Source organism: Actinomadura madurae (assembly GCF_900115095.1).
Lineage (GTDB): Bacteria > Actinomycetota > Actinomycetes > Streptosporangiales > Streptosporangiaceae > Spirillospora > Spirillospora madurae.
Genome location: NZ_FOVH01000018.1, coordinates 1 through 23,848, shown reverse-complemented (window position 1 = coordinate 23,848; position 23,848 = coordinate 1). Strand labels below are relative to the sequence as shown.

Here is a 23,848-nt window from a genome sequence, read left to right as displayed (position 1 = left end):
AGAGACCGTGGAGAAAGCCACCAGCACCCCGTTCCTGATCATTTCCTCCGACACCCATGCCGGGCTGCGGACCGATCAGTACCGGGAGTTCCTTGAGAGCAGGTACCACCCGCAACTGGACCTCTACCTGCAATGGCAGGAGTCGACCGCCGGAATGCGCAAGGAGACGCAGAACGAAGAGTTCGTCCGCGAGTGGTACGAGGAGAACGACGAGGGACTGCGGGCCAGCTGGGACGCCGAGCGCAGGGACCGGGAGCTGGACGGGGACGGCGTCGCGGGTGAGGTGATCTTCCCGGACGCCGATGCCGTGGCCGCGACCACGGCGGTGCCCTTCGGGGCGGGCATCGGCATGTCCGGCGCCGACTACGATCCCGAGCTCGCGCTGGCCGGCGCCCGCGCGCACAACAGGTGGCTGGCCGGGCTGTGCCGGCAGAGCCCGGCCAGACGGCGGGGGGTGATCGTCGCCCCCGTGGTCGGGAACGTCGAGGGCGCGGTGGCCGAGATCCGCCGGGCCCACGCCGACGGCCTCCGCGGCGGCATCATGATCCCCTCCCTCTGGGGGCACGGGAACCGTCCGTACCACGATGCGGAGTACGACCCGGTGTGGGCCGTCTGCGAGGAGCTGGGCCTGCCCGTCCAGACCCACGCCGGCGCCGCCCCCGGCGAGGACCTGGGCATGCACCTGGGCCTGTACGCGACCGAGGTCTCCTGGTGGTCGGCGCGCCCCATGTGGTTCCTTATCTGGACGGGCGTTTTCGAGCGGTTCCCGGGGCTGCGGTTCGGCGCGCAGGAGTGCGGCCTGTGGTGGGTGGCGAACATGCTCTGGCAGATGGACGTGGCCTTCGAGCGCGAGCACGGGACGAAGAAGCTGGCGAGCTTCGGTGCGCACATGAAGCGGCGGCCGAGCGAGTACTTCGACGCCAACTGCTTCGTCGGAGGCTCCACGGCCAAGCGCCGGGAGCTGGCCGACCGTCACCAGATCGGCGTGCGCAACATCCTGTGGGGCAACGACTTCCCGCACCCGGAGGGCTCCTGGCCGCACACCCGGGAGTGGCTCACGCACATGTTCGCCGACGTGCCCGAGGACGACACCCGGGTGATGCTGGGCGAGGCGGCCGTGGAGATGTTCGGCTTCGACCGCGAGGAGCTGATGGCGGTCGCGCGGCGCATCGGGCCGCTCCCCTCGGAACTGGGCCGGGACGAGGCGTCCCGCCCGAGCACGAGCCTGACGACGTCCGGCGTACCCGGCCGCCACTGGCTGGACGGGCCGGACGTGCCGGAGATCAGCAGGTCCGCCTGACCAGACGGGGCGCGCTCCGGATCGCCGGGCGCGCCCCTTCGCATGTGCTCAGTCGGCGCCCTGTGCGGCGGTGGTCCCGCGCTCCGACTCTTCGCGCTCGATCACCCCGGCCAGGAGGGTGAAGGACGTCCAGGCGAAGAGGTCGCGGGGTGTGATCGTCCAGCCGTGCCGGCGGGCCGCCAGAGTGCACAGCCGGGCGGCAGCCATGGAGTCGCCGTGGTCGAAGAAGTTCTCGCCGGGATCGCAGTGGACGCCCAGCACTTCGAAAGCGAGGTCGAGAAGTTCGGAGAGCGGCTTGTCAGCGGTGAAATCGGTCGGCATCGGGATCTTTTCCTTCGGGTTTCTCAATCGGGACGCAGGAAGCGCTCCACCTTGCCGGCGTGCGAACGCGGAAGCGCGTCGACGATCTCGGCCGTCATCGGGATCTTGTGCGGCGATATCAGGCCCCGGCAGTGCTCGCGCACGGCGTCGGTGCCCGGTGGATCCGCCGGGTCGGAAGGAACGATCAGCGTGTGCAGGACGTCCCCGAGGAGCCGGTCGGGGCGCCGTACCACCAGCGCTTCCGCGATGCCCGGATGGGTCGCGAGCGCGCGTTCCACCTCGCGCGTGTTCACGTTGGCGCCGCCCACCACGACGACGTCGTCCAGGCGGCCGGTGAGGTACAGGTAGCCGTCGGCGTCGGTCCGGCCGGTGTCGCCGATGGAGAAGAACCCGTCGCCGCGGCCGCGCAGCAGGCCGAAGCCCTCCTTGCCGAAGGTCCGGGTCCAGGTGCTGCGCATGAACACCTCGCCGGTCTCGCCGGGCGGCAGCGGTTCGCCGTCCGCGTCCGCTATCAGGACCTCGTTGTGCCGGAAGGGCCTGCCCACGGTTCCGGGACGGGCCAGCCATTCGACGCCGTCGCAGAACGTGGAGCCGGTCACCTGGGTGGAGCTGTAGGTCTCGAACACCCGCTCGCCGCCCAGCCGGGAGATCCAGCGGCGCTTGACCTCCTCCGGGCAGGGCGCGGAGGTGTGCAGTACCCCGGTGAGCGAGGCGCACAGGGCGTCCCAGAGCGTCTCGTTCGCGTCGAGGAGCGCCATCTGGTGCGGCGTCAGCTGGCACCATGTGGGGCGGAAGCGTTCGACCGCGGACCTCAGCGAGGCGGGGTGGAGCCTGCGCGGCAGGACCACGTGGGCTCCGCCGGTGATGCCGGCCATGCAGGTCAGGGCGGGCGCCGCATGGGACAGCGGCCCGACGGAGAGCTGGACGGCGTCGCGGTGCCAGGCGGCGGCCCGCATGATCTCCCGGACCCCGCCGAGCGCCCTGCCGGGACCGGGCACGACGGGGTACAGCCGCGGGAGGCCCGTGGTGCCGCCGGTCGGCAGGTGCCAGGTCACGTCCGGCTCCGGGGCCGCCGAAGGCTCCCGGGGCGGCGCGTGCTCCAGCGCCGCCGCCAGCTCCCGTTCGCCCAGCGGGAACGCGTCCGTGAAGGCCGCGCCCAGATCGGCGCCGAGCGTCTTACGCTCCAGGTCCGTCGACTCGGGCGGCAGGATCAGCGGGCTGCAACCGAGCATCCACGACGCCAGGACGGCCCGTACCAGCCCCTCACCGTTCGGCAGCGCGACGACGATGTGGCGGCCGGGTCCCCAGCCGGCGTCCAGCGCGAACCGGGCCGTCGCCGCGACCCGTGCGGCCAGCTCCCCGGCGGTGTAGTGGATCCACGCCCCGGACGGCTCCTCGACGCTGAGCATCGGACGGCCGGGAGCGGCGCGGGCCAGGGAAAGCAGGCGGCGGGACTCGGTGGTCTGCAAACGGAACAAGGTGCCTCAGCTCCCCTCCGGGTAAGGCGAGACCGGACCGTCAGCGTATTTCCCGTACCGGCCGCCGATGGCTTTGTGGCGAATTGTCGCCACATCACTTCCCTGCCGTCCGGGGTCACTCGATACTTCTGCTGCGAGCCGGTAACACGGCAGGCGAACGCATATCGAAGCGGAGCAGGAGAAGAGGCCTTGCGAATGTCCAATGGATTCCAGGACCGGGACGAGGCCCTCTCGAACAATGACGCAAGCAATGAAGGCGCGCTGGTGCGCGAACTCATCAGAAAACTTGTGGCCGAGATCGCCCCGCCGGATTCACCAGAGGTGCGGCCCGGTCACCTCCTGCGGGACGAGCTGGGTTTCGACTCCGTGCGCGAAGTGGAACTCACCTTCGCCCTCGAAGAACTCTTCGAATTCGAGCCGTTCGTCGTCGAGGATGCACCGCAGTTGGAGACCGTCGGGGAGCTGGAGGATTTCACCCTCGACATGATCGCCCAGGGGCGCGCCACGGTTCCCGCGCCCACGACCACGGCCGGGCCCACGACCGCGGCCGCGGCCGCGCGGCCGAGGTGACCGAGGGCATCAGGAAAGGTCCGGGAGGCAGGGAATGACGGTGGCCGACGGCCCGGAGCGCCCGGGCGACGCCGAGTCCCGGTTCGTCTGGGACTACGCACGAACGGACGAGCGCCTGCGCGCCCTGTACGAGCGGGGCAAGGCGGCGCAGTGGAACGCCACGACGGACATCGACTGGGCCGCCGGCGTGGGCACCCCCGGCCACGCCGGGCTCCGCGGCCGCGATCTCCCGCTCGGACGGGACGCGTGCCCCGTCCCGTCCGAGCGCTGGGCCGCGTTCCACTGGGAGTTCCATTCGTGGATGACCAGCCAGTTCCTCCACGGGGAGCAGGGCGCCCTGCTGGCCACCGGCCGGCTGGTGGCGATGGCCCCCGACCTGGACACCAAGTTCTACGCGGCGGCCCAGGTGGCCGACGAGGCACGGCACGTGGAGGCGTACGCCCGCTACGTCGGGCTGCTCGGCAACGAGTACCCGGTCAACCCGTCGCTCAAGCGGATGCTGGACACGGTGGTGACCGAGAGCCGCTGGGACATCGTCTTCCTCGGCATGCAGATCATCGTCGAAGGGCTGGCGCTCGCCGCGTTCAGGCTGGAGCACACCCGCTCCTTCGACCCCGTCATCGCCCGGCTCACCCGGCTCGTCGCCAGGGACGAGGCCCGGCACGTCGCCTTCGGCCGGCTCGCCCTCCGGGAGATCTACGGCGAGCTGACGTCGAGGGAGAAGGCCGAGCGCGAGGAGTTCGTCAAGGACGCGGCGCTGCTGATGTCCCGCAGGTTCCGCCTGGAGGAGATCTGGCGGCGCCTGGACGTGGACGTCCGGGCGGGCACCGACTACGCGCTCCAGGACCGGAAAATGATCGACTTCCGCCGGCTGATGTTCACGAAGATCGTCACCTCGCTGGCCGGAGTGGGGCTGCTGACCCCAGGAGTCCGCGCGCACCTGGAGCAGCTCCAGCTGCTGCGCACCGTCTCTCGGAGGTGAACGCATGACCGCCGCAACGAACAGCACGGCCATCCCCAGCACGGCCACCAGGCCGCGCCTGGAGCACATCCTCTCCTGGGTGGAGCATCCCGGACTGGAGCAGCCCGTCCGCTTCTCCGATGGTCGCGGCACCTGGACCAGCCACTCCTACGCGGACCTGGCGGCGGGAGTGCGCCGCAACGCTCACCGGCTGCGCGCGGCGGGCATCGGCTCCGGCGACACCGTGCTCCTCATCGGCGCGAACACGCCCGGCTTCGTCGTGTCCCTCTTTGGCGTCATGCACGCCGGCGCCACGCCCTCCATCGTCGCGCCGGGCGGTCCCGCCGAGCTGGACGCCCGCCTCCGGGACGTCGCCCGCGCGGTAGGCCCCGCCGCTCTCCTCGTCACGAGGGAGCAGGCACCGCTCCTCGACGGCCTCAACCCGCCCGGCTGCCGCGTCCTGACGGAGGCGGCCGAGGACGGCCCCATGGCCGACGGCGCGCCGGAGCCGCCCGAGGTGGGGCTGGTCCAGTTCAGCTCGGGGTCCACGGGGACGCCGCGGGGCGTCCAGATCCCGTGGCCGGCCCTCAACGCGCACGTGCGCGCCCTGCACGACTGGCTGTCGATCACCGAGGACTCCCGGGTGGTGTCGTGGGTGCCCTTCCACCACGACATGGGGCTGGTGGGCTGCCTGCTGATGCCGCTGGCGCGGGGGGCCGGGGGCTCCTACCTGCCGCCGCAGGAGTTCATCGGGGCACCGGCCCGGTGGCTGGCCGAGATCTCCCGGTCCGGCGGCACCGCGTCCGCCATACCCGCGTTCGCCCTGAGCCACGTGGTGCGGAAACTGCGTCCGGCCCACCTGGAGGGGCTCGACCTCGGCGGCATGAGCGGCCTCGTCATCGGCGCCGAACGCGTCGACCCGGACGATCTGGACGCGTTCCACCGGCTGCTCGGGCCTGCCGGCCTGCGTCACGAGTCCCTGCTCCCCGCCTACGGCATGGCCGAGGCGACGCTGGCCGTGACCGGCGAACGGCCGGACCCCGCGGGCATCCGGACCCGGCTGGTGGACACCGACTCGCTGGAGCCGGGCGAGCCGGTGACGTTCCCCGCCGGCGGCGCGCGCCTGGCCGCCCGTCTCGTCTCGTGCGGCCGCCCGCTCGGCGGGGTGGGAGTAGAGATCCTGGACGCCGACGGCTCGCCGCTGCCGGAGGGCGCGTTCGGGGAGATCGCGGTGAGCGGGGAGAGCCTGGCGGCGGGATACGTCGGAGACGAGTTCACGGCGATCGGCCCCCGCCACCGCACCGGGGACATGGGGTTCACCCTCGACGGCGAGCTGTACGTCGTCGGGCGGGCCGGGGACGGCATCAAGGTGCGGGGCCGCTGGTTGTTCGCCGAGGACGTGCAGGTCATCGCCGCCGCCGCGGCGCCCAGGCCGCGGCGGACCGTCGCCCTCCTCGGCACCGTGTCGGGACGGGACGCGGTGGTCGTCACCATCCGGAACTGCACCGCGGACGAGGCCGCCGCCGTCGGACGGCACGTGGCCGCCAGGCTGCCCGGGCTGCGCGTGATGGTCCTGCAGGTGCCGCGCGGCACCCTGCTGCGCACCACCAGCGGCAAGCTCAGGCGCCGCGCCATGTGGCGGAACCTCGTCACGGCGGGCGACCTGGCCGCCCACCGGGTCTGGGACTCGGCGGCTGACCGGGCCTGAAGACACCACTCCGCGCCGAATCGAGAGAGAACCCGCCGGATCGAGAAGAGGATCAGTGGAACGTACGGGGATCATCGAGCACATACGGCGGTCGCTCACCGTGGCCCTGGACCGCGAGGTCACCGGACTGCGCGAGACCACCGCGCTCTATGAGGAGCTGGGCCTGGACTCGGCGGGCACCCTCGAACTGCTGCTGGTCCTGGAGGACACCCTCGGGTTCGAGGTCGACCCCGAGGAGCTGGAGACGGAGGTCTTCCGCACGGCCGGCAGCCTGGCCGACTACGTCGCCGGGCACCTCGTCACCACGGTCGACGCCGGGGCCACGGCGTGACCGTGGGCGCGTCACCGGACGCCGGCACCGGGACCCTGGGTCTGTCCCGGGTGTCGGTGCGGCTGCCCAGGGGCACCGAACCCGTCGATCGCGTCCTGGAGCGGGCCGGCCGCGGACCTTTCGAGCGACGGATGTTCAGGAGGTTCCACGGACTGCGCGACAGCCCCACCCTCGCCCCCGACGAGCGCATGGAGGACCTCCTGGTCGGGGCTGGCAGGGACGCTCTCGCGGGACGCGGCGCCGACGTCGTGCTGTACGCGCACTCGCATGTCGTGCAGGAGTTCGCGAACCGGCCGGGGTTCGCGGGGCGGCTGTGCGCCGCGCTCGGCGTCCCCGGAGCGGAGTTCTACGGGATCTCCCACCTGCACTGCGTCAGCGTGCTGCGGGCCGTGGAGATCGCCCGCCGCTACCATGCCCGCGCCGGGGCACGGCCCGGGGACAGGGTCCTGGTGCTCGGCGGCGACCAGGGCAGCTACGACGACACGGCGAGGATCATCCCGAACGTGACCGTGGGCGGGGACGCCGCCGCGGCCGTCGTGGTGCACTCTTCGCACGGCGACGCGGACGGTCACGGGTCCCCCCGCTACCGCTACCTGTCCGGTGCGGCGCTGCGCGACCAGCGGTTCCACCGGGCCCTCCGGATGACCCAGGACGAACAGGCGCGCTACGCGAAGGCCTGCCTCGACCACGTGGCCACGGTCCTGGGCGAGGCCGCCGGCCGGGCGGGTCTCGGCGTCGCGGACCTCGACTGGATCATGCCCGACCTGACCAACGCCGTGTTCTGGCGCAACGTGTGCCGCGAGACGGGCGTCGGACGCGACCGCGTCCCGCTCGACCTGCTCCCCGTGCGCGGCCACAACTACGGCATCGACGCGCTGTCGGTCCTCCAGCACGCCGACGCGACCGGGCGGCTGCGGCCCGGCGACCGGTGCGCGCTGGTCGCGCTCGGGCACGGCGCGTACTTCCAGGTCGTCGTCGTAGAGGTGATGGGCGGATAGCCGTGGCCGATCTGTACATCGACGCACTCGCGACCTCGGTCCGCGCGCGGCCGGGGCTCCAGCCGTCCGCCGGACTGCCCCGCCGGAACATGCGCCGCCTGGTCGCGAACATGATCGCGCGCGACCGCGGCATCCCGGCGGAGCGAATGCACGTGCGGCGGCCCGTGCCCGGCGACCCGGCCGACGCCGCGGACTACGCCACCACCCGGCGGGCCCTGGACGCGCTCGGGCACCCGGACGACGACCAGCCCCTCGTCGTGGTGCGCTCCGGACCGGTGATCGACCCGATGACGTCGCCCCTCGCGGGCACCGTCCACGCGGTCGGCTGGACGGGCGAGGACGTGGGGATCAGCCACCTCGCGGAACAGGGCGGGACGCAGGTGTTCCACCTGCTCGCCTGGGCGGTGCCCGAGGACCGGGGCGCCACCGTGGTGATCGTCGACGATCCCGCGTACGTCGACGTCGAGACCGAGAAGCCGGCCTTCGCGGCGGTCGCCCTGCGGGTGGCCCGCACGGGAGCGCTCCGCATCGTCGCCGTCGGTGCGGGCCCGGCCGGGACGGAGACACCGGCGGAGGCACGGCGCGCACGGGTCTTCTCCGGCCCCGGCGCCTGCGACGCATGGCTCGACCTGTACGCGGCGCTGTCGTCCGGTGCGGTCGGGCCCGGAGAACCCGTGCTGTTGCGCACCGTGGGGGACGAGCGGCACGGCTGGCTGCTTCTTGAGGCCGTCCAACCGCGCGAACTGAGGATGTCCAGCGCGCCGATGGGAGAGTGACGGAGAAGATGGGACCGGACCTGCCCGGACAGTGCCTGCTCCACGAGGCGTTCCTGTGGAGCGTCGACCGTGACGCCGACGCGGAGGCGCTCCGCGTCGGCGGGGAGAGCATCAGCTACGGGCGCCTCCACGAACGCGCGCTGCGGCTCGCCGGCGGCCTCCTCTTCCACGACCCCGGCGGCCCGGGCGGGCCGCGGCGGATCGGCGTGCTCGGCGCCCGCGGCGAGGACATGTACGCCGGCCTGCTCGCCGCCCTCTACACCGGCGCGGCGGCCGTCCCGCTCAACCCCGCCTTCCCGCCCGAACGCCTCCGCGCCATGATCGGCGCCGCCTCGCTCGACGGCCTCATCGTCGACGACAAGGGCCTGTCCCTGCTGGCCGAACTGAAGGGTGCGCTGGACGGCGTCCGGGTGGTGCACCAGCCCACCGCGCCCGCTCTGGACAGGCCGCTGTCGTCCGCTCCCGAGGACATCGCCTACATCCTCTTCACCTCCGGCTCCAGCGGCCGTCCGAAGGGCGTCCCCGTCCGGCACTCCAACGTGGCCGCCTACCTGCGCCAGGTCGGGGCGCGCTACGGCTTCACCCGCGACGACGTCTTCTCGCAGACCTTCGACCTGACCTTCGACCTGGCGATGTTCGACGTCTTCGCCGCGTGGGGGGCCGGCGGCACCGTCGTCAGCGTCCCCTCGCACGTGTACGTGTCGCTGCCCGACTTCGTGGCCAGGCACGGCATCACCGTCTGGTTCTCCACGCCGAGCATGATCTCCCTGGTCCGCCGGGGCAGGGGGCTGGGGCCCGGTTCCATGCCCGGCCTGCGGTGGAGCCTGTTCTGCGGCGAGGCCCTGCTGGTCCACGACGCCGCGCAGTGGCAGGAGGCAGCGCCGAACTCCCGCCTGGAGAACCTCTACGGGCCGACGGAGCTGACCATCTCGTGCAGCGTCCACCGGTTCGACCCGGAGCTGTCACCGAAGCTGGCGGTCAACGACATCGTCCCCATCGGAACCGTGCACCCGAGGCTGCGGTACATGCTCCTCGGCGCGGAGGAGGACGGCACGGGCGAGCTGTGCGTCACCGGCGAGCAGATGTTCCCCGGCTACCTCGACCCGGCCGACGACACCGGCCGCTTCCTCGATCACGAAGGGCTGCGCTGGTACCGCACGGGCGATCTGGTCCGCCGCGTCGACGGCGGCGAACTCGCCTATCTGGGCCGCGTCGACCACCAGGTCCAGATCGGCGGCTTCCGGGTGGAGCTCGCCGAGGTCGAGGCGGGCCTGCGCCGGCTGCCCGGCGTGCGGGACGCCGCGGCGGTGGCCGTGGCAGGACGGCTGGTGGCGTTCCTGGTGGGCGACGAGCAACCCGTCCCGGTGCTGATGAAAGAACTCGGGTCCTTCCTGCCGCGGTACATGATCCCGCGCCACTACGAGTACCTGGACGACCTGCCGCTGAACGCCAACGGGAAGACGGACCGGCCGGTCCTGGCCGAGCGGGCACGGATCATGCTGGAGAGCTGACCCGTCCGGCCAGCGCCTTCTCGACGGCCCCGGACGCGGCTCGCAGTGTCCGCCAGTCGAACAGCTCCCGCACGGAGACGTCCACCCCGAACACCTCCGGTATCCGCCCCACCAGCCGCACCGCCGTGATCGAGCTCATGCCCAGCTCGTGGAAGTCGTCGTCCAGCCCGACCTCCTCGACCCCCAGGGCCTGCCGCCACAGCGCCGCCAGCTTCCGCTCGACGTCGGTCCGCGGACGGGCGTACGGAGTGTCGACGTACCGGGCGGCGGGAGCGGACCCGGAGACCTCGGCACCGGCCCTGCCCGCGTCGGCGGCGACCCGGTCGGCGAGCCGCTCCCGCCTGGTCAGGCCCCCCGGACTCACCACGACCTGCGGACCGGCGCCGGAGGCCAGGATCGACCGCAGCACCCCGGCCGCCGCCTCGGGGCCGATGGCGCTTTCGCGGTACGCCTCCGGCAGGGCGTCCGCCGCGCGGGAGGCCATGCCGATGTCCGTCCACTGCGGCCAGTTGACGGAGACGACATGGCGTCCCGCGCCCCACCGCGCCTGGGCGTAGGCGTCCAGGACGGCGTTGGCCCCCGCGTAGTCCGACTGGCCGTAGTCACCTGTGACGGCCGCGATGGACGAGTACAGCACCAGCAGCGGCGGCCGGAACACCCGGTCCAGCACGTAGGTGCCCAGTACCTTCGGTGCGAGGACCCTCTCAACGGCCTCCTGCGTGCGCACCTCGGCGAGACCGCCGCCCGCGACGCCGGCCAGGTGGAACACGCCGTCGACCCGGCCGTGGGCGCGCATCGCCTCCGCGCGGATCTCCCGCATCCGGGCCTCGTCGGCGACGTCCCCGGCGAAGACCTGAACCCGGCCGCCGGCCTCCTCCACGGCGAGGACCCTCCGGAGCCGTTCCCTCAGCGCCTCGTCCGGCGACCCGGCGGCGAGCGGCTCCCACTCGGAGCGGGGCGGCAGCCCCGACCGGCCCACCAGCACGACCCGCGCCCGCACCAGCCTCGCCAGCTCCCCGGCCAGGTCCAGGCCGAGACCGCCCAGGCCGCCGGTGATGACGTAGACGCCCTCCTCCCGGAGCACGGACGGAACGTCCGCGGCCTCGTCGAGCCGGATCGCGGAGTGACCCGCGACCCACCTCTTGCGCCCCCGCAGCGCCACTTCCCGCTCCGTCGAGCCGGACCGGAGCTCCCGGAACAGCTGAGCGGCGATGGTCTCCGCCCTGCCCTCTCCCACATCGCCCTCTCCCACATCGACACCGCGGACGGCGACGGAACGCAGCTCCCGGGGCAGGGTCTTGAGCAGCCCGCGCACGGCGGCCTTCGCGGGGTGGACGTCGCCGTCGCCCAGGACGTCCTGCATGCCGCTGGTCAGCACGGACAGCTCCAGAGCGGCCCCGGAGGCCCCGGAGGTTCCGCGGGAGAATTCCTGCACGGTCGGCAGGAGGCTGAACAGGCCGAGGTCGAGGTGACCGCGCACGGCGGCCCTCTCCGTGCGCGCCGGGACGCCGCCGAGGAGCCAGGCGTGCACCAGGCGGACCCGTCCGGGCCCGGTGCCGAGGACGGCGGCGGCCAGCCTGCCGTAGTCGGCGGACTCGCGCGGCCGGACGGTACGGCGGCCGTCCCCGGTCTCCGCGTACCGGCCACCGGGCGATACGACGACGACGTTCTCGCCCGCGGCCCGCATCAGCCGGATCAGCTCGTCGGTCACGGCCTCGCCGGGATGGGCGAACACCACCCAGGTACCGCCGTCGTCGGCGGTGGTCTGCGGCGGAGTCGTCTCGGTCCAGGTCGGCACGTAGAGCGGCCCCTCGTCCTGGGGCTCCGCAGCGGAGGACTCGCCGCTCACCCGCTGCACCCAGAACGATTCGCGCTCGTAAGGGTAGGTGGGGAGGTGCACTCGGCCGCGTCCCTCGTGCGCGCGGATGCGGTCCCAGTCCACGGAGCAGCCGTACGTCCACAGCCGGCCCACGCCCTCCAGCATGACCCGCAGGTCGTCGCGTTCGTCCCGGGCGGCGCGCATCATGGGGACGGCCGGGACGCGCTGCGACCGCTGCGTTTCCGAACCCGCCGCGGCCTCCGCGACGAGGTCGGACAGCGTGTGCCCGGGGCCCACCTCCGCCAGGCGGTACCCGCCGTCCGCGAGCAGCAGCCGGGCGGCGTCCGCGAAGCGCACAGGGGCGCGAACGTGCCGCGTCCAGTACGCCGGGTCGGTGGCCTGCCCGGGGGTGATCCAGTCACCCGTCACGTTCGACACGAACGGGATCTCGGGTGCGTGGAGCCGCACCATGGCGACACGCTCCGCGAACGCCTCCAGGATGGGCTCCATCATCGGGGAGTGGAACGCGTGCGAGGTGCGCAGGCGGCTGGTTCCCACCTTCCGCGCCGACAGTGAGGCCTCAAGTTCGCGGACGGCGGCGACCGGACCGGAGACCACGCACATGCCGGGCGCGTTGACGGCCGCGATGTCGACGCCGGGCGGGAGAAGCGGCCGGAGCTCGTCCGCGGGCAGCGGGACGGCCGTCATGGCGCCGGGCGGCAGCGACTCGATCATCAGGCCGCGGTCGGCGACCAGGCGCAGGGCGTCGTCGGCGTCCACGACCCCGGCCAGGGCCGCGGCCACGTACTCGCCGACGCTGTGGCCCGCCATCGCGGCGGGCCGCACGCCCCAGGAGATCAGGAGGCCGGCCAGCGCGTACTCCACGGCGAAGAGGGCGGGCTGGGTGACCGAGGTCCGGACGATCTCGGCCTCGGCCCGGGGCGCGGCCGAGGCCGTCGCGGGGAACAGGACGGTCTTGAGGTCGAGGCCGTGCGAGCGGCGCAGCACGGCGCGGCAGTGGTCCAGGATCGCGGCGAACTCCGGCTCCCGTCCGTAGAGACCGCGCGCCATGCCCACGTACTGGGCCCCCTGCCCGGGCATCAGGAAGGCCGGCTCCGGCGTACGGCCGCGCGGCACCGGGGGCGCCGCCGCCCCGGTCCATCCCTCGCCCAACCGGCTCACGGCGTCCTCACGGTCGGACACGACCAGGACGCGGCGCACGGCACGGACGGGACGTCCCTCGGCCAGCGTGCGGGCGATGTCCGCGAGTTCGCCCTCGTCCCCGCTCCCCCGGGACTCGCGCAGGTTGTCGCGGAAGGTCTCCGCCATGGCCGCCAGGGCGGTCGGGGTGCGGGCCGAGAGCGCCAGAAGGTGGTACGGCCCCCGCGGCGCGGCGGTCTCCACCGCCGGGGGCCGCTCCACGATCATGTGGACGTTGGTGCCGCCGACGCCGAAGGAGCTCACGGCCGCGCGGCGGGGGCCGGTGTCCCGCGGCCAGGGCATCGTCCGGTCCGCGACGTAGAAGGGTCCGCCGTCGAAGTCGATCCGCGGGTTCGGATCGCTGAAGTTGAGGCTGGCCGGGACGACCCCCTCCCGCACGCTGTGCACGGCCTTGACGAGCCCGCAAATCCCGGCGGCGGCGCCGAGGTGGCCGACGTTGCTCTTCACCGAGCCCAGCGCGACGTCCCGTGCGCCGCGGCGGTCCGCGCCGTAGACCCGGTTCAGCGCGGCCACCTCGACGGGGTCGCCGACCGGTGTGCCCGTGCCGTGGCCTTCGACGTACCCGACCGACACCGGGTCGATCCGGGCGACCCGTAGGGCGGAGGCGAGCACCTCCGCCTGGCCCGCCTCGCTCGGTGCCGCGTACGCGGCCTTCGCCGCGCCGTCGTTGTTGACCGCCGAGCCGATGATCACCGCGTGGATCGCGTCCCGGTCGGTGACGGCCTCGCTCAGCCGCTTGAGCAGCACCACGCCGGCGCCCGCCCCGAACACCGTCCCGGAGGCCCCGGCGTCGTACGGCCTGACGACGCCGTCGGCCGCCAGCATCCCCCCGCCCTCGCTGTACCTGTAGCCGCGGTACGCCGGAAGCGGGATCTCCACGCCGCCGGCGATCGCCATGTCGCACTCGTTGCCGAACAGCGCCGCGCACGCCATGTGCACGGTCATCAGGGAGGTGGAGCAGGCGGTGAGGCTGGTCACCGACGGGCCGCGCAGCCCCAGATGGTAGGAGACGGCGGTGGACAGGTAGTCGGAGTGGTTGGTGATCCGGGCGCGCGCCTCGCCGATCGTCTCCATGAACCCGGGGTTGGCGCGCAGGTACCGGGCCAGGTACTCGTTGTTCCCGGCCCCGGCGTACATCCCGATCCTGCCGCCGAAGCGGTACGGGTCGTACCCGGCGTCCAGCAGGGCGTCGTGGCAGATCTCCAGCAGGACCCGTAGCTGGGGGTCCATCGCCTCCGCCACGCGCGGGGTGATGCCGAACAGCGCGGGCTCGAACAGGTGGATGCCGCCGAGCAGCGAGGCGACCTTGACGTAGTCGGGGTCCGCCAGGGCCTCCCGCGGCACCCCGGCGCGGACGAGGCGTTCGTCGTCCAGCCGGGTGAGCGACGCGGTGCCGGCGCACAGGTTGCGCCAGAACTCCGGCAGGTCGCGCGCGCCGGGGAACCGGCCGGCCATGCCCACGATGGCGATCGCGTCCCCGGACTCTCCGTACACGTTTCCTCCTCGTCCCGCGCCTCCTCGTCCCGCCGGGCCTACTTGCCCGCCCCCCGGTTGTCCCCCATGCGGACCTTCGCCGAGCCCGGGACCAGGCCCGCGAACGCGGGGCAGCCCGCCGCCTCCGGGGGCAGGGTCGCCGGATCGAGCCCGGCGCCGACCTCGTCGCGGGTCGGTCCGACCCGCTCGGCGACGGCGCGCAGGCGGTCCAGGTCGAACCCGTACATCCGCGCCGCGTTCCCGGCCAGCATTCGCTCGGCGTCCGCGACCGGGACGTCGTGGAAGGCGGTGCGGACGGCCTCCTTGGAGAACGGGTAGGAGGCCTCCAGATGCGGGTAGTCGCTGCCCCAGAGGATCTTGTCTATGCCCACCCTGTCCCTGATCGCCACCTCGGTCGGGTGGACGAAGGTGGCGCCCGCGTAGCACTGCCGGTGCCAGTACTCGCTGGGCCGCAGGGTCAGGCCGTCGATTGCGCTCGCGGCGTCATAGGCGATGTCCTCGCCGTCCCCCGTGGAGCGCATGGAGTCGACCAACTGGTCCAGCTTGCGCAGCTCCCGGGGGATCCAGCCGATGCCGGACTCGGTGAAGACGACCTTCAGCCCGGGATGCCGCTCCAGGACGCCGCCGAGGATCAGGTGCCGGAACCGGCTGATGTCCCACCAGCGCAGGTCGAGCAGGAAGAACATGTCGTCGACAGGCGAGTCGCCGAGCCTCGGGCCCGCCCCGCCGCCGTGGCAGTTCACCGGGACCTGGAGCTCCTCGCAGACGTTCCACAGCCTGTCGTACGAGGGGTGGTACAGCGGTGGCACACCGGCGCCGGGAGGGGTGCCCGGCAGCAGCACACCGCCGGTGAGGCCGGCCCCGTGCGCCCACCGCACCTCGGCGATCGCCGCGTCGACGTCGTGCAGGAGGATCTGGAAGACGCCCGCCCGCCGGCCCGGAAGGTCCCGGCAGAACTCCGCCAGCCACCGGTTGTGGGCCCGGAGCCCGGCCCACCGGCGCCGCAGGCCTTCGGCGCCCGCCACCCCGTCCTGGCTGCTGGCCAGCGACGACGTGGAGAAGAACGGCGGCACGGTGTTGGGATAGATGACCTCGGCCACGATCCCGTCCGCCTCCAGCTCGGCCGCCCGCCGCGCGGAGTCCCAGTTGCGGGAGGCGCCGGGGCCCTTCATGTCCTCGTAGGGGACGGTGAACTCCGCCGCCCAGCGGTCGAAGTCGTCGGCGAAGGCGGGGTCCAGGTAGTCCCGGTACTGCGTGAGGTCGGCGCCCCCGTGGCAGTCCGCGGAGATGATGACGTGGCGGCTGTGGTCGCCCATGGTCGTTCCTTCCTTCGGCAGAAACCCGCTGACGGGGGGCCGGAGGGGACCCGCCCCCCGTCACCGGGCCGCTACCGATCAGACGCGCGCATAGCTGAAGCTGTACGCGCCCTCGGTCTCGTCGAACTCCTCCGCCTCGTCGGCGGCGAGGTCGTCGTCGACGACGCTCCAGGACTGGGACTGAACGTTGACCTCCCGCATGTCACACCTCCTCTCGATGCCGGCCGGACACAGCCCGGGCCGTGCGCCGCACGGCCCGGAGTCTCAGCGGAAGTGGTGCTCGCAGTGGGGGACGACGAAGTCCATGTGCGCACCCGTGATCCCCTCTCCGAACCCGATGTGCAGGACGCCGGCACCCTCGTTCAGCTGCGAGTTCACCCGCCAGTCGACCGCGGGCAGCACCCCGAGGTTGGTGCCGATGCCGAGTTCGAGGGCCTGGAGGCCGTGGTCGGGGTTGGTGGCGCCGAGCAGGTCCCGGGTGAAATCCCGGCCGCCCGCGGTGACGCGGGTCAGCACGTTGTCCGTCATCTCCAGCCGGACCGCGCCGAGCCCGGCCATCTCCGCGCGCAGCCTCCGGGCCGTCTCGAACCGCTCCCGCCCGGCCTCGGTGCACCGGGGATCGCACGCCGCCAGGACGCCGGAGGCGATCGCGGTCCCGTCCATGCTGAAGGTGTCCGCACCGGACTGCCCGGGCCGCTTGGTGATGGACAGCTCGCAGCAGCTCCCCACGCTCACCCAGTCGCCGGGCCCGATCGCCGCGCGCGGCCACGCGTCCACGGTCAGGGCGCCGCCCAGCGAGCACACGAGCCGCGTGTCGTCCCCGTCCCCGGCGCCCGTCCCGGCCACCTCGGGGCCGAACACCACCTGCTCGGCGCCCTCCCTCAGCTTCCCGATCCAGGAGGACGCCGTGTCCGCGGCCCGGACCCAGTCCGTCCGCAGGGCCATCTCCAGCGTGTAGCGGGCGGCGCCGGGCGAGCCGTCGAAGCTGGCGATCGGCACCACCAGCACGCTGTGGTGCCTGAACACGAGCCTGATCCGCTTGCTGACCATGTGGTGCTGGAGGAGGAGGACGACGCTCGCGCCCGCGGGCAGCTCCTCGGCCCGGTCCAGGGGGACGTACGTCAGCCCCCGCTCGGCCGCGGCCCGTCCCAGCTCGGCGTCGTCGGCCACGGCGACGATCCCGCCCTCGGGGAAGAGCTGCCTGAGCAGGCCGTCGCGTGCGGTGGTCGTCGTCATGCGCGCTGTCCCTCCGTCGCAGTGGGAGCGGCCGCCGGGACGTCGCGCGGCACGATGGGGTTCTTTTCGAGGAAGTCGGCGACGAGCCGCCGGGCCGCGTCCTTGTCCGCGGCGGGAACGATCTCCGATGGCCGGCGCAGCGCGTAGTACTCGTCCCTGAGCACGGAGCCGATCAGGGCGTCGTGATAGGCCCCGTCGACGAAGTAGCGGTCTCTGAGCACGCCTTCCACGGTGATCATTCCGGCGCAGAAGTTCTCCACCGCCCGCCGGTTGAAGGTCCCGCAGGTGAACTCCACCCGGTGCGCGTTCTTCGAGTCGAAGAGCATCCCGACGAGCAGGATCGTCGCCTCCAGCCCGAAGCCGGCGCCCCACATGCCGGCGTCGCCGATCATCGTCCCGACGACATAGTTCCCCGGCGTGTCGGTCGGCTTCCAGCTGACCATGCCGAGCGGCTGGCCGTCGGGTGTGCACACGATCAGGAACTTGTCGTCGACCCGGGCCAGAAATGCCTTCAGGTCGGCCGCGCTGGTATGGCCCTGAATACCGGAGGCATAGACCCAGGTATCCGATGAGGTCCATTGGGAAAGGAGTTCGTAGTCGTCCTCCGTCACCGGAGTCAGCGTTACCGAGTACTTATTGGGCATGCGTGGTCCCAACCTTCCGGTGCCTAACCGCTTCGCCAACGTAACGGCCCGCACATGGCCGCCGGAAGGTGCCTGGCTAGTTCTCGCCACCATCCATTCGAGAGGTGTTGTCCGGCCCGCCCATCGCTTACATTCCTGCCCATGTGAGTCCTGCGGGGAAGGAGGTGCCATCCATGAGCAAGAATGAGAAGAAGGAAGCCGAGACGGTCGACATCACCGCTCTTGCCGACGAAGAACTCGACGACGTCGTCGGCGGCAGCGACGTCGTCGTGCCCTACGACAAGACGTGACGGGCCGGGCGGCACGAAAGGACGGACACCTTTCTTTCGTGCCGCCCGCTCACGGCACCGCTTGATGCCTGATCCGAGGAGCCGGGGAATGACGGGTTCGGCGGAGACCACAGAACTTCCGCTCACTTTGGGCCAGTTGCAGCACTTCAAGGTGACGCGCGAGAACCCCGCACTGCGCATGGCGATCTGGTCCTGCTTCCGGATTCCGGGCGAGCTGGACGTCGACAAATTCACCGACAGCGTCGAGATCCTGGTGTCGCGGCACGAGGCGCTGCGCATCGAAATAGTGGAGCGACCCGGAAGTGAGCCGCGCCAGCGGGTCAGGGGGCTGCCTCCCCGGGCCGGACTGATCACCGTGCAGAACGTCCTCGCCCGCTCGGAGGACCAGTTCGGCCGCTATCTCCGGCACCTCATGGTCCAGCGGTACCGCCGGGAGTGGGACGCCGGCGGCTACCCGTTCAGCTTCGGGCTCTTCCGTTACAGCCCGACGGTCCACGCGCTGATGGTCGGCCTCTCCCACATGGCGGTCGACGGGATCGGGGCCGGGATACTCGTCCGCGACCTCATGCGCACCTACGCGGACACCCTGGCGGGCCGCGCCCCCCGCGGGCCGGCCGGCCGGAGATACGCCGACTCGGTCGTCCGGGGAGCCGCCCCACGCGGCGACGGCCTCCGGCGCACCGCCGGGCGGGTCCCCTCGGGCCTGCCGTCGCCCACCCGGTTCGACGTGCCGCCTCCCGGCCCGCACGAGCGGGGCGGCCGGACCAGGCAGTCCTCCTTCTCGCTCGCCGGGACCGAGCTGGCGGCGCTCAGGGAGCAGGCCGGCCTGCACACGTGCACGGAGTTCACCTGGGTCCTGGCCGCCTTCGCCAGGACCGTCTTCCGGTTCACCCGGCAGGACCGGATCGCCGTGGCCGTCCCGGTCGACCTTCGCGGCCCCGCGGAGCGCGAGACCGTCGGCATGTACGTCGTGGAGGTCCCCGTGGTCGTCGAGAGACCGCGGGACGCCGGCGCAGGGCGCGGTTTCGTCGCCGCGGTCGGGACCGCGGTACTGCGCGCCGCGGTCCGGTACCGGCGGGACCGCGCCTGGGACGAGGAGCACCCGACCGACCTGTCGGTCAACTACCGGAGGATGACCGGCCCGGACGGCCCCGAGCTCGCACGGCTCGGCGGCACCGACTACCGGCCCCGGGTCGACTACGAGGCGTCGGGCGTCGGGCTGCGGATCTTCAGTTACCGCGACGTCCTCCACGCCCAGGCGGTGTTCGCCTCCGGCCTGTTCTCGGCGGACGCCGCGGAGGACCTGTCCGGCGTGCTCAGGACGAACCTGACATCGGTTCCGGGCCGGTGAGGAAGAGGAAGAGTGCCGGGTCAGTCGTCGTTCGACTTCTTCGCACGCCCGCGTGAGACCGGCGACGGGGCCGGAAGCCGGCCCGAGCCCTCGTCCGGCAACGGGCGCGCGCCGGGACCGTCGCGTTTCCGGGAGGAGGCGCGTCGGGCCGCGTCGGCAGACCGCGAACTGGGCCCGCCCATCGAGGCGAGCGGGTTCCCGCGGCCGTCATGGCCGGCGGGGGGCGTGGGCCTGAGACTCCGGGCACGAAGGCGGCGCCCGGTCCCCGTCCGGCTCCAGTCGCAGTTGAGCGACTGCGGGCCGGTCAGCCTGATGATGGCGCTGGGGCACCACGGCATCGAGGTCGACCTCGAACAGCTGCGGCAGGACACCGACTGCGGGCGGGACGGCGTGTCGGCCCGCTCCCTGCTGACGGCGGCCCGCAAGTACGGACTGCCCGGCAGGGGGGTGCGGACGTCCCTGGAGGGGCTGCGGAACCTGCCGTCCGGCTCCATCCTCTTCTGGAAGTTCAACCACTTCGTGGTCCTCGACCGCGCCACGCGCCGGCACGTCTACATCGTCGACCCCGCCTACGGCCGGCGGCGGCTGCGCGTCGAGGACGTCGACCGGCTCTTCACCGGCGTGGCGGTCGAGTTCGACGCTCCCCTGCGCTCGGCCCGCCCGCGGAGGAGCGCCGGGCGGCCCCGCAGCCCCTGGCGGCACCTCGCCTACTTCTTTCCCCGGTCGAGGAAATGGCCGGCCCTGGCGGCGGCGTCCCTGGCCATCCTCGTGTTCGGCCTGCTGACGCCGCTGGCCATCGCCTACGCCGTGGACCACCGCGGTCTCGGGGGCGAGCTGACGCCCGTGCGCGCCGTTTCGGCCACGGCGCTGTCCGCCCTGTGCTTCTTCCTCCTCCAGTTGCTCCGCGGCACCCTCATCCTGGAACTCCAGGCGGCGGCGGAGAAACGGGTGACCCTGGGCGTCTTCAACCGGCTCCTCGCGCTTCCCTTCGGCTTCTTCGGGCGGCGCGCGCCGGGCGATCTGGCACTGCGGGTGCGGACCAGCACGTCGGTCCGGCAGGTGCTGACCGCCTCCATGCTCTCGGCGGCCTTCGACGGGATCCTGGTCGGCTGCTATCTCGCCGCCTTCTTCGTGGTGGAACCGCAGATCGCGATGTGGGTCTCGCTGCTGGCGGCGATCCAGATCGGGCTCCTGTCGCTGGCGTGGCGCTCGCAGGTGTACCTGGCCGCCGACGAACTGGAATGCCAGGCGCACTCCAACAGCACGCTGAACGAACTCCTCGAAGGCATCGGCACCGTGAAGGCCGCCGGCCTGGACGAGGCGATGGGCGGCCGGTGGACCCACTCCCTGATGGAGGAGATCAACGCCGGGACCAGGCGGCGCCGCCATTTCACCCTGTTCTCCTCGCTCGTCGCGTCCATCCAGTTCATGGCCCCCCTGCTGGTGCTGGTCACCGGTGCCGTCAAGGTGAGCGCGGGGGAGCTCGGGCTCGGCGAGATGACCGCCTTCACCTCCCTGTCCATGGGCGTCTTCATCCCGTTGACCAGCCTGGTGCAGGCGGGGTTCCAGGTGGCCACGCTGAAGGCCCCCCTCACCCGGCTCGGCGACATCCTGGACGCCGAGCCCGACGAGCCCGGACGGACGGCCACGGCCCGCTTCGACACCGGCGGGGACCTGGCGGTCAGGGGGGCGTGGTTCCAGTATCCGGGCGCCGCGGCCCCGGCCCTGTCGGGCATCGACCTGACCGTCCCCGCCGGGGGCTTCGTGGCGTTCCTGGGCGCCTCCGGATGCGGCAAGTCGACCCTGGCCATGATCCTTTCGGGGCTGTACCGGCCCGATGCGGGACGGGTCCTGATCGGCGGGACGCCCTTCGACCACATCGACCGCGCCTCCCTGCGGCGGGCGATCTCGTTCGTCAACCAGGACGCCCGCATCTTCGCCGGCTCGATCCGCGACAACATCACGATGGGCGCCGCCGCGGCGGACGGCCACACCTGCGACCACGTCCGCGCCGCCGCCATCGCCCAGATCCACGACGAGATCGCCGCGCTGCCGATGGGCTACGAGACCCTGCTCGGCTCGGGCGGCACCGGCCTGTCCGGCGGCCAGCGGCAGCGGATCGCCCTGGCCCGCGCCCTCGTCCGCCGGCCGCGGATCCTCATCCTCGACGAGGCGACCAGCGCCCTGGACCGGGTGACCGAGGCGAAGGTGATCTCGAACATCCGCCGGCTGGACTGCACGCTCCTCGTCATCACCCACCGGCCCGCCGTCGCGGCCGAGGCCGATGAGATCTGCGTCTTCGGCGGCGGGCGCATCGTGCAGCGCGGCGACCACGGCCGGCTCAGCATGCGGCCCGGCCCCTACCGCGACCTGATGGCGGCCTCGGGGGTCACGGGCGGCCCGAGCACCGCGGCCCAGGCGCCGCCACCGGGTCCTCCCCCGCGAGAGCACCTGTCCAATGGGTGGTTCCAAGCCGATCGAGCGACCTGACCGCCAGTCGCACCCACGGGCCGGCGCGTCCACGATCGCCGTGGACACCGGATCGATCCTGGAACGTTGCACGGGGTCCTCGTCTCGGCGTGACGCCGTGCTAGCTTCACCCCGAGATCGCAACCGGCCGGGTATCGGACAGTGGCAGGCCGCTCCATGGCAGACGAGACGCTCACCGAGAGTTCGAGTTTCCGGGTTTTCGGGGGCCTGGAGGTCCGGCTCGGCGCGTCCCGCGTCACGGCGCCCGCCTCCGCCGTTCTCCAGGGGCTGCTGGGAACGCTGATCATCGCGCGCGGCGAACCGCTGACCGTGGACCGGCTCATGGATCTGGTGTGGGCGGACCAAGTCCGCGAGGGCAGTCGCGCATCGGTTCACGTCGCCGTCTCGCGCCTGCGCAAATGGCTCGCCCGGTTCGACGGCACGGCGGAGCCGCCCTCGATCAGCCATGCCGACGGGTACCTGCTGCGCTGCCCGCCCGAGCGGTCGGACCTCGGCCGGTTCCTGTCGTCCCTCACCCGGGCGCGCGCGGCGGCCGGACCGGATGAGCGCTTCCGGGCCCTGTCCGACGCCTTCCGGGAACGGAGCGGACCGCTGCTCTCCGGCGTGACGAGGATCAGCCGTTCCGACCCCCTCGTCCGCTCGCTCGAAGAGGAGATCGGCCAGGCGGCCCTCGACCTCGCCACGACCGCCAGGCGGACCGCGACGCCGGGGAACGCGGTCAGGGCGGTGCGGCGGCTGGCGCGCGAGCGCCCCTACGACGAACCGCTCCACGCCGCGCTCATCGAGCTCCTCCTGGACGCCGACAGGCCGGCGGAGGCTCAGCGCGCCTACCATGAACTCGCCGCGCGACTGTCGGACGAACTGGGCATCGAGCCGAGCGAGAAGGTGCAACGCGCGCACATGCGCGCGCTGTCGGCCGACCGTCCCGTCCTCGCCACGGCTCCGACGCCCGAGCCGCAGGCAGCCACGACGCCCGAGCCGCAGGCGACCCTCATTCCCGCCGAGTTGCCGCCGGACATCGCGGATTTCACCGGCAGGGACCGCGAGGTGGCCGACCTCACCCAGGTCCTCACCGAGCCTCGGCCGGGTACCGTCGCCATGGCCAGCATCGCCGGTCTGGGCGGGTTCGGTAAGACCACGCTCGCCGTGCACGTCGCGCACCGGATCGCCGATCGCTTTCCCGACGGCCAGCTCTACGTGGACCTGCGCGGCGCCTCCGCCGACCCGGCCCGACCGGAGGACGTGCTCAGCCGGTTCCTGTTCGCGCTGGGCGTCAGTGCCACCGGCATCCCCGACTCCCTCGAAGAACGCGTGGCGCTCTACCGCAGCTGCCTGGCCGGACGCAGGATTCTCATCCTGCTCGACAACGTCGCCGGGGAAGAGCAGGTGCGGCCGCTCCTGCCCGGCTCCCCCGGCACGGCCGTCCTCCTCACCGGGCGCGTCCGGCTGGTCGGCCTTGAGGGCACTCACCTGCTGGAACTCGACGTCCTGCCGTCGGCCCAGGCCATGGAGCTGCTGACCAAAATCATCGGCACGGAGCGCGTCAGCGACGACCTGGACGCGGCTCTGGAGATCACCCGGTTGTGCGGCCGGGTCCCGCTCGCGGTGCGCATCTCCGCGGCCAGGCTCCTGGGCAGGCGGCAGTGGAGCCTGTCCCGCCTCGCGGGCGTCCTCGGGGAGGAGCGGCACCGGCTGGACGAACTGGTGGCGGGCGACCACGACGTCCGGGCCGGGTTCGAGATGAGCTACCGGACGCTTCCCGCGAGCGCGCAACGGGCCTTCCGGCTGGCCGGGCTGCTCGACGCGCCCGACTTCGCGTCCTGGGCGGTGGCGGCCCTCCTCGACGTCGACGTGCGGCAGGCCGCACGTCAGATCGAGATCCTGGTCGACGCTCATCTGCTGACCCTCACCGGGACGGACGAGACCGGCGGGCTGAGGTACCGGTTCCACGACCTGATCCGGTTGTACGCGCGTGAGCGGGCGCTGCGCGAGGACCCCGAACCCGAGCGCCGGGCGGCGGTCCAGCGGGCCCT

Annotated in this window: 18 protein-coding genes; 11 read left to right on the top strand and 7 right to left on the bottom strand. The window is 72.7% G+C overall.

Features of this window, described 5'->3' with window-relative positions:
* Window positions 1-7 precede the first annotated feature (7 nt).
* The gene (locus BM339_RS37265) at window positions 8-1,300 is read left to right on the top strand and encodes an amidohydrolase family protein (protein WP_021591125.1); all 1,293 of its coding nucleotides are present in this window, start codon (window positions 8-10) and stop codon (window positions 1,298-1,300) included.
* A 48-nt stretch (window positions 1,301-1,348) separates the two neighbouring features.
* On the opposite strand, the gene BM339_RS37260 is transcribed toward BM339_RS37265, so the two are convergent.
* Window positions 1,349-1,621, bottom strand: coding sequence for an acyl carrier protein (locus tag BM339_RS37260; protein WP_075023939.1), 273 nt, complete (start codon window positions 1,619-1,621; stop codon window positions 1,349-1,351).
* Window positions 1,622-1,644: 23 nt separating this feature from the next.
* Complete coding sequence (locus BM339_RS37255; RefSeq protein ID WP_075023938.1) at window positions 1,645-3,090, bottom strand: class I adenylate-forming enzyme family protein; 1,446 nt, start codon at window positions 3,088-3,090, stop codon at window positions 1,645-1,647.
* A gap of 204 nt (window positions 3,091-3,294) precedes the next feature.
* Between BM339_RS37255 and BM339_RS37250 the strand changes: the two genes are divergently transcribed.
* The 7 genes from BM339_RS37250 (at window position 3,295) to BM339_RS37220 (ending at window position 9,954) form a co-directional block, all read left to right on the top strand.
* On the top strand, window positions 3,295-3,669 hold the full coding sequence (locus BM339_RS37250; protein ID WP_075023937.1) for an acyl carrier protein: 375 nt from the start codon (window positions 3,295-3,297) through the stop codon (window positions 3,667-3,669).
* Window positions 3,670-3,703: 34 nt separating this feature from the next.
* Window positions 3,704-4,651: a ferritin-like domain-containing protein gene (locus tag BM339_RS37245; RefSeq protein ID WP_021591129.1), complete on the top strand. Its 948-nt coding sequence runs from the start codon at window positions 3,704-3,706 to the stop codon at window positions 4,649-4,651.
* 4 nt (window positions 4,652-4,655) lie between these two features.
* A complete protein-coding gene (locus tag BM339_RS37240) occupies window positions 4,656-6,338 on the top strand; it encodes an AMP-binding protein (RefSeq protein WP_075023936.1) in 1,683 nt (560 codons plus the stop codon).
* A gap of 55 nt (window positions 6,339-6,393) precedes the next feature.
* Window positions 6,394-6,669, top strand: coding sequence for an acyl carrier protein (locus BM339_RS37235; protein ID WP_021591131.1), 276 nt, complete (start codon window positions 6,394-6,396; stop codon window positions 6,667-6,669).
* 131 nt (window positions 6,670-6,800) lie between these two features.
* Complete coding sequence (locus tag BM339_RS37230) at window positions 6,801-7,667, top strand: 3-oxoacyl-[acyl-carrier-protein] synthase III C-terminal domain-containing protein (RefSeq protein ID WP_218163860.1); 867 nt, start codon at window positions 6,801-6,803, stop codon at window positions 7,665-7,667.
* A gap of 2 nt (window positions 7,668-7,669) precedes the next feature.
* Window positions 7,670-8,443 (top strand): hypothetical protein, encoded by a 774-nt coding sequence (locus BM339_RS37225; RefSeq protein WP_075023935.1) that lies wholly within the window; start codon window positions 7,670-7,672, stop codon window positions 8,441-8,443.
* Window positions 8,440-9,954 (top strand): AMP-binding protein, encoded by a 1,515-nt coding sequence (locus tag BM339_RS37220; protein WP_256255672.1) that lies wholly within the window; start codon window positions 8,440-8,442, stop codon window positions 9,952-9,954. Before BM339_RS37225 ends, BM339_RS37220 begins: the two co-directional genes overlap by 4 nt.
* On the opposite strand, the gene BM339_RS37215 is transcribed toward BM339_RS37220, so the two are convergent.
* The 5 genes from BM339_RS37215 to BM339_RS37200 all read right to left on the bottom strand — a co-directional run bounded on the left by BM339_RS37215 (window position 9,938) and on the right by BM339_RS37200 (window position 17,684).
* Window positions 9,938-14,488, bottom strand: coding sequence for a type I polyketide synthase (locus tag BM339_RS37215; RefSeq protein ID WP_083598375.1), 4,551 nt, complete (start codon window positions 14,486-14,488; stop codon window positions 9,938-9,940). The two genes, BM339_RS37220 and BM339_RS37215, sit on opposite strands and share 17 nt — an antisense overlap.
* Window positions 14,489-14,526: 38 nt before the next feature.
* Window positions 14,527-15,804, bottom strand: coding sequence for an amidohydrolase family protein (locus BM339_RS37210; RefSeq protein ID WP_075023934.1), 1,278 nt, complete (start codon window positions 15,802-15,804; stop codon window positions 14,527-14,529).
* A 78-nt stretch (window positions 15,805-15,882) separates the two neighbouring features.
* Window positions 15,883-16,005 carry a hypothetical protein gene (locus BM339_RS51950; protein WP_021591137.1) on the bottom strand — a complete coding sequence of 41 codons (123 nt, stop codon included), beginning with the start codon at window positions 16,003-16,005 and terminating at the stop codon, window positions 15,883-15,885.
* A gap of 63 nt (window positions 16,006-16,068) precedes the next feature.
* Complete coding sequence (locus BM339_RS37205; protein WP_075023933.1) at window positions 16,069-17,040, bottom strand: CgnE/CgnB domain-containing protein; 972 nt, start codon at window positions 17,038-17,040, stop codon at window positions 16,069-16,071.
* Window positions 17,037-17,684: a GNAT family N-acetyltransferase gene (locus BM339_RS37200; protein WP_075023932.1), complete on the bottom strand. Its 648-nt coding sequence runs from the start codon at window positions 17,682-17,684 to the stop codon at window positions 17,037-17,039. The genes BM339_RS37205 and BM339_RS37200 overlap by 4 nt, the downstream gene beginning before the upstream one ends.
* Before the next feature lie 378 nt (window positions 17,685-18,062).
* Here BM339_RS37200 and BM339_RS37195 point away from each other — a divergent pair, with 378 nt between their 5' ends.
* The 3 genes from BM339_RS37195 to BM339_RS37185 form a co-directional block, all read left to right on the top strand.
* Window positions 18,063-19,325 (top strand): condensation domain-containing protein, encoded by a 1,263-nt coding sequence (locus BM339_RS37195; protein ID WP_177287875.1) that lies wholly within the window; start codon window positions 18,063-18,065, stop codon window positions 19,323-19,325.
* Between the two features lie 12 nt (window positions 19,326-19,337).
* Entirely contained in the window at window positions 19,338-21,815 is a 2,478-nt protein-coding gene (locus tag BM339_RS37190) for a peptidase domain-containing ABC transporter (protein ID WP_075023930.1), read from the top strand.
* Between the two features lie 156 nt (window positions 21,816-21,971).
* A partial coding sequence (locus BM339_RS37185) for an AfsR/SARP family transcriptional regulator (protein ID WP_177287873.1) occupies window positions 21,972-23,848 on the top strand: 1,877 nt, incomplete at its 3' end.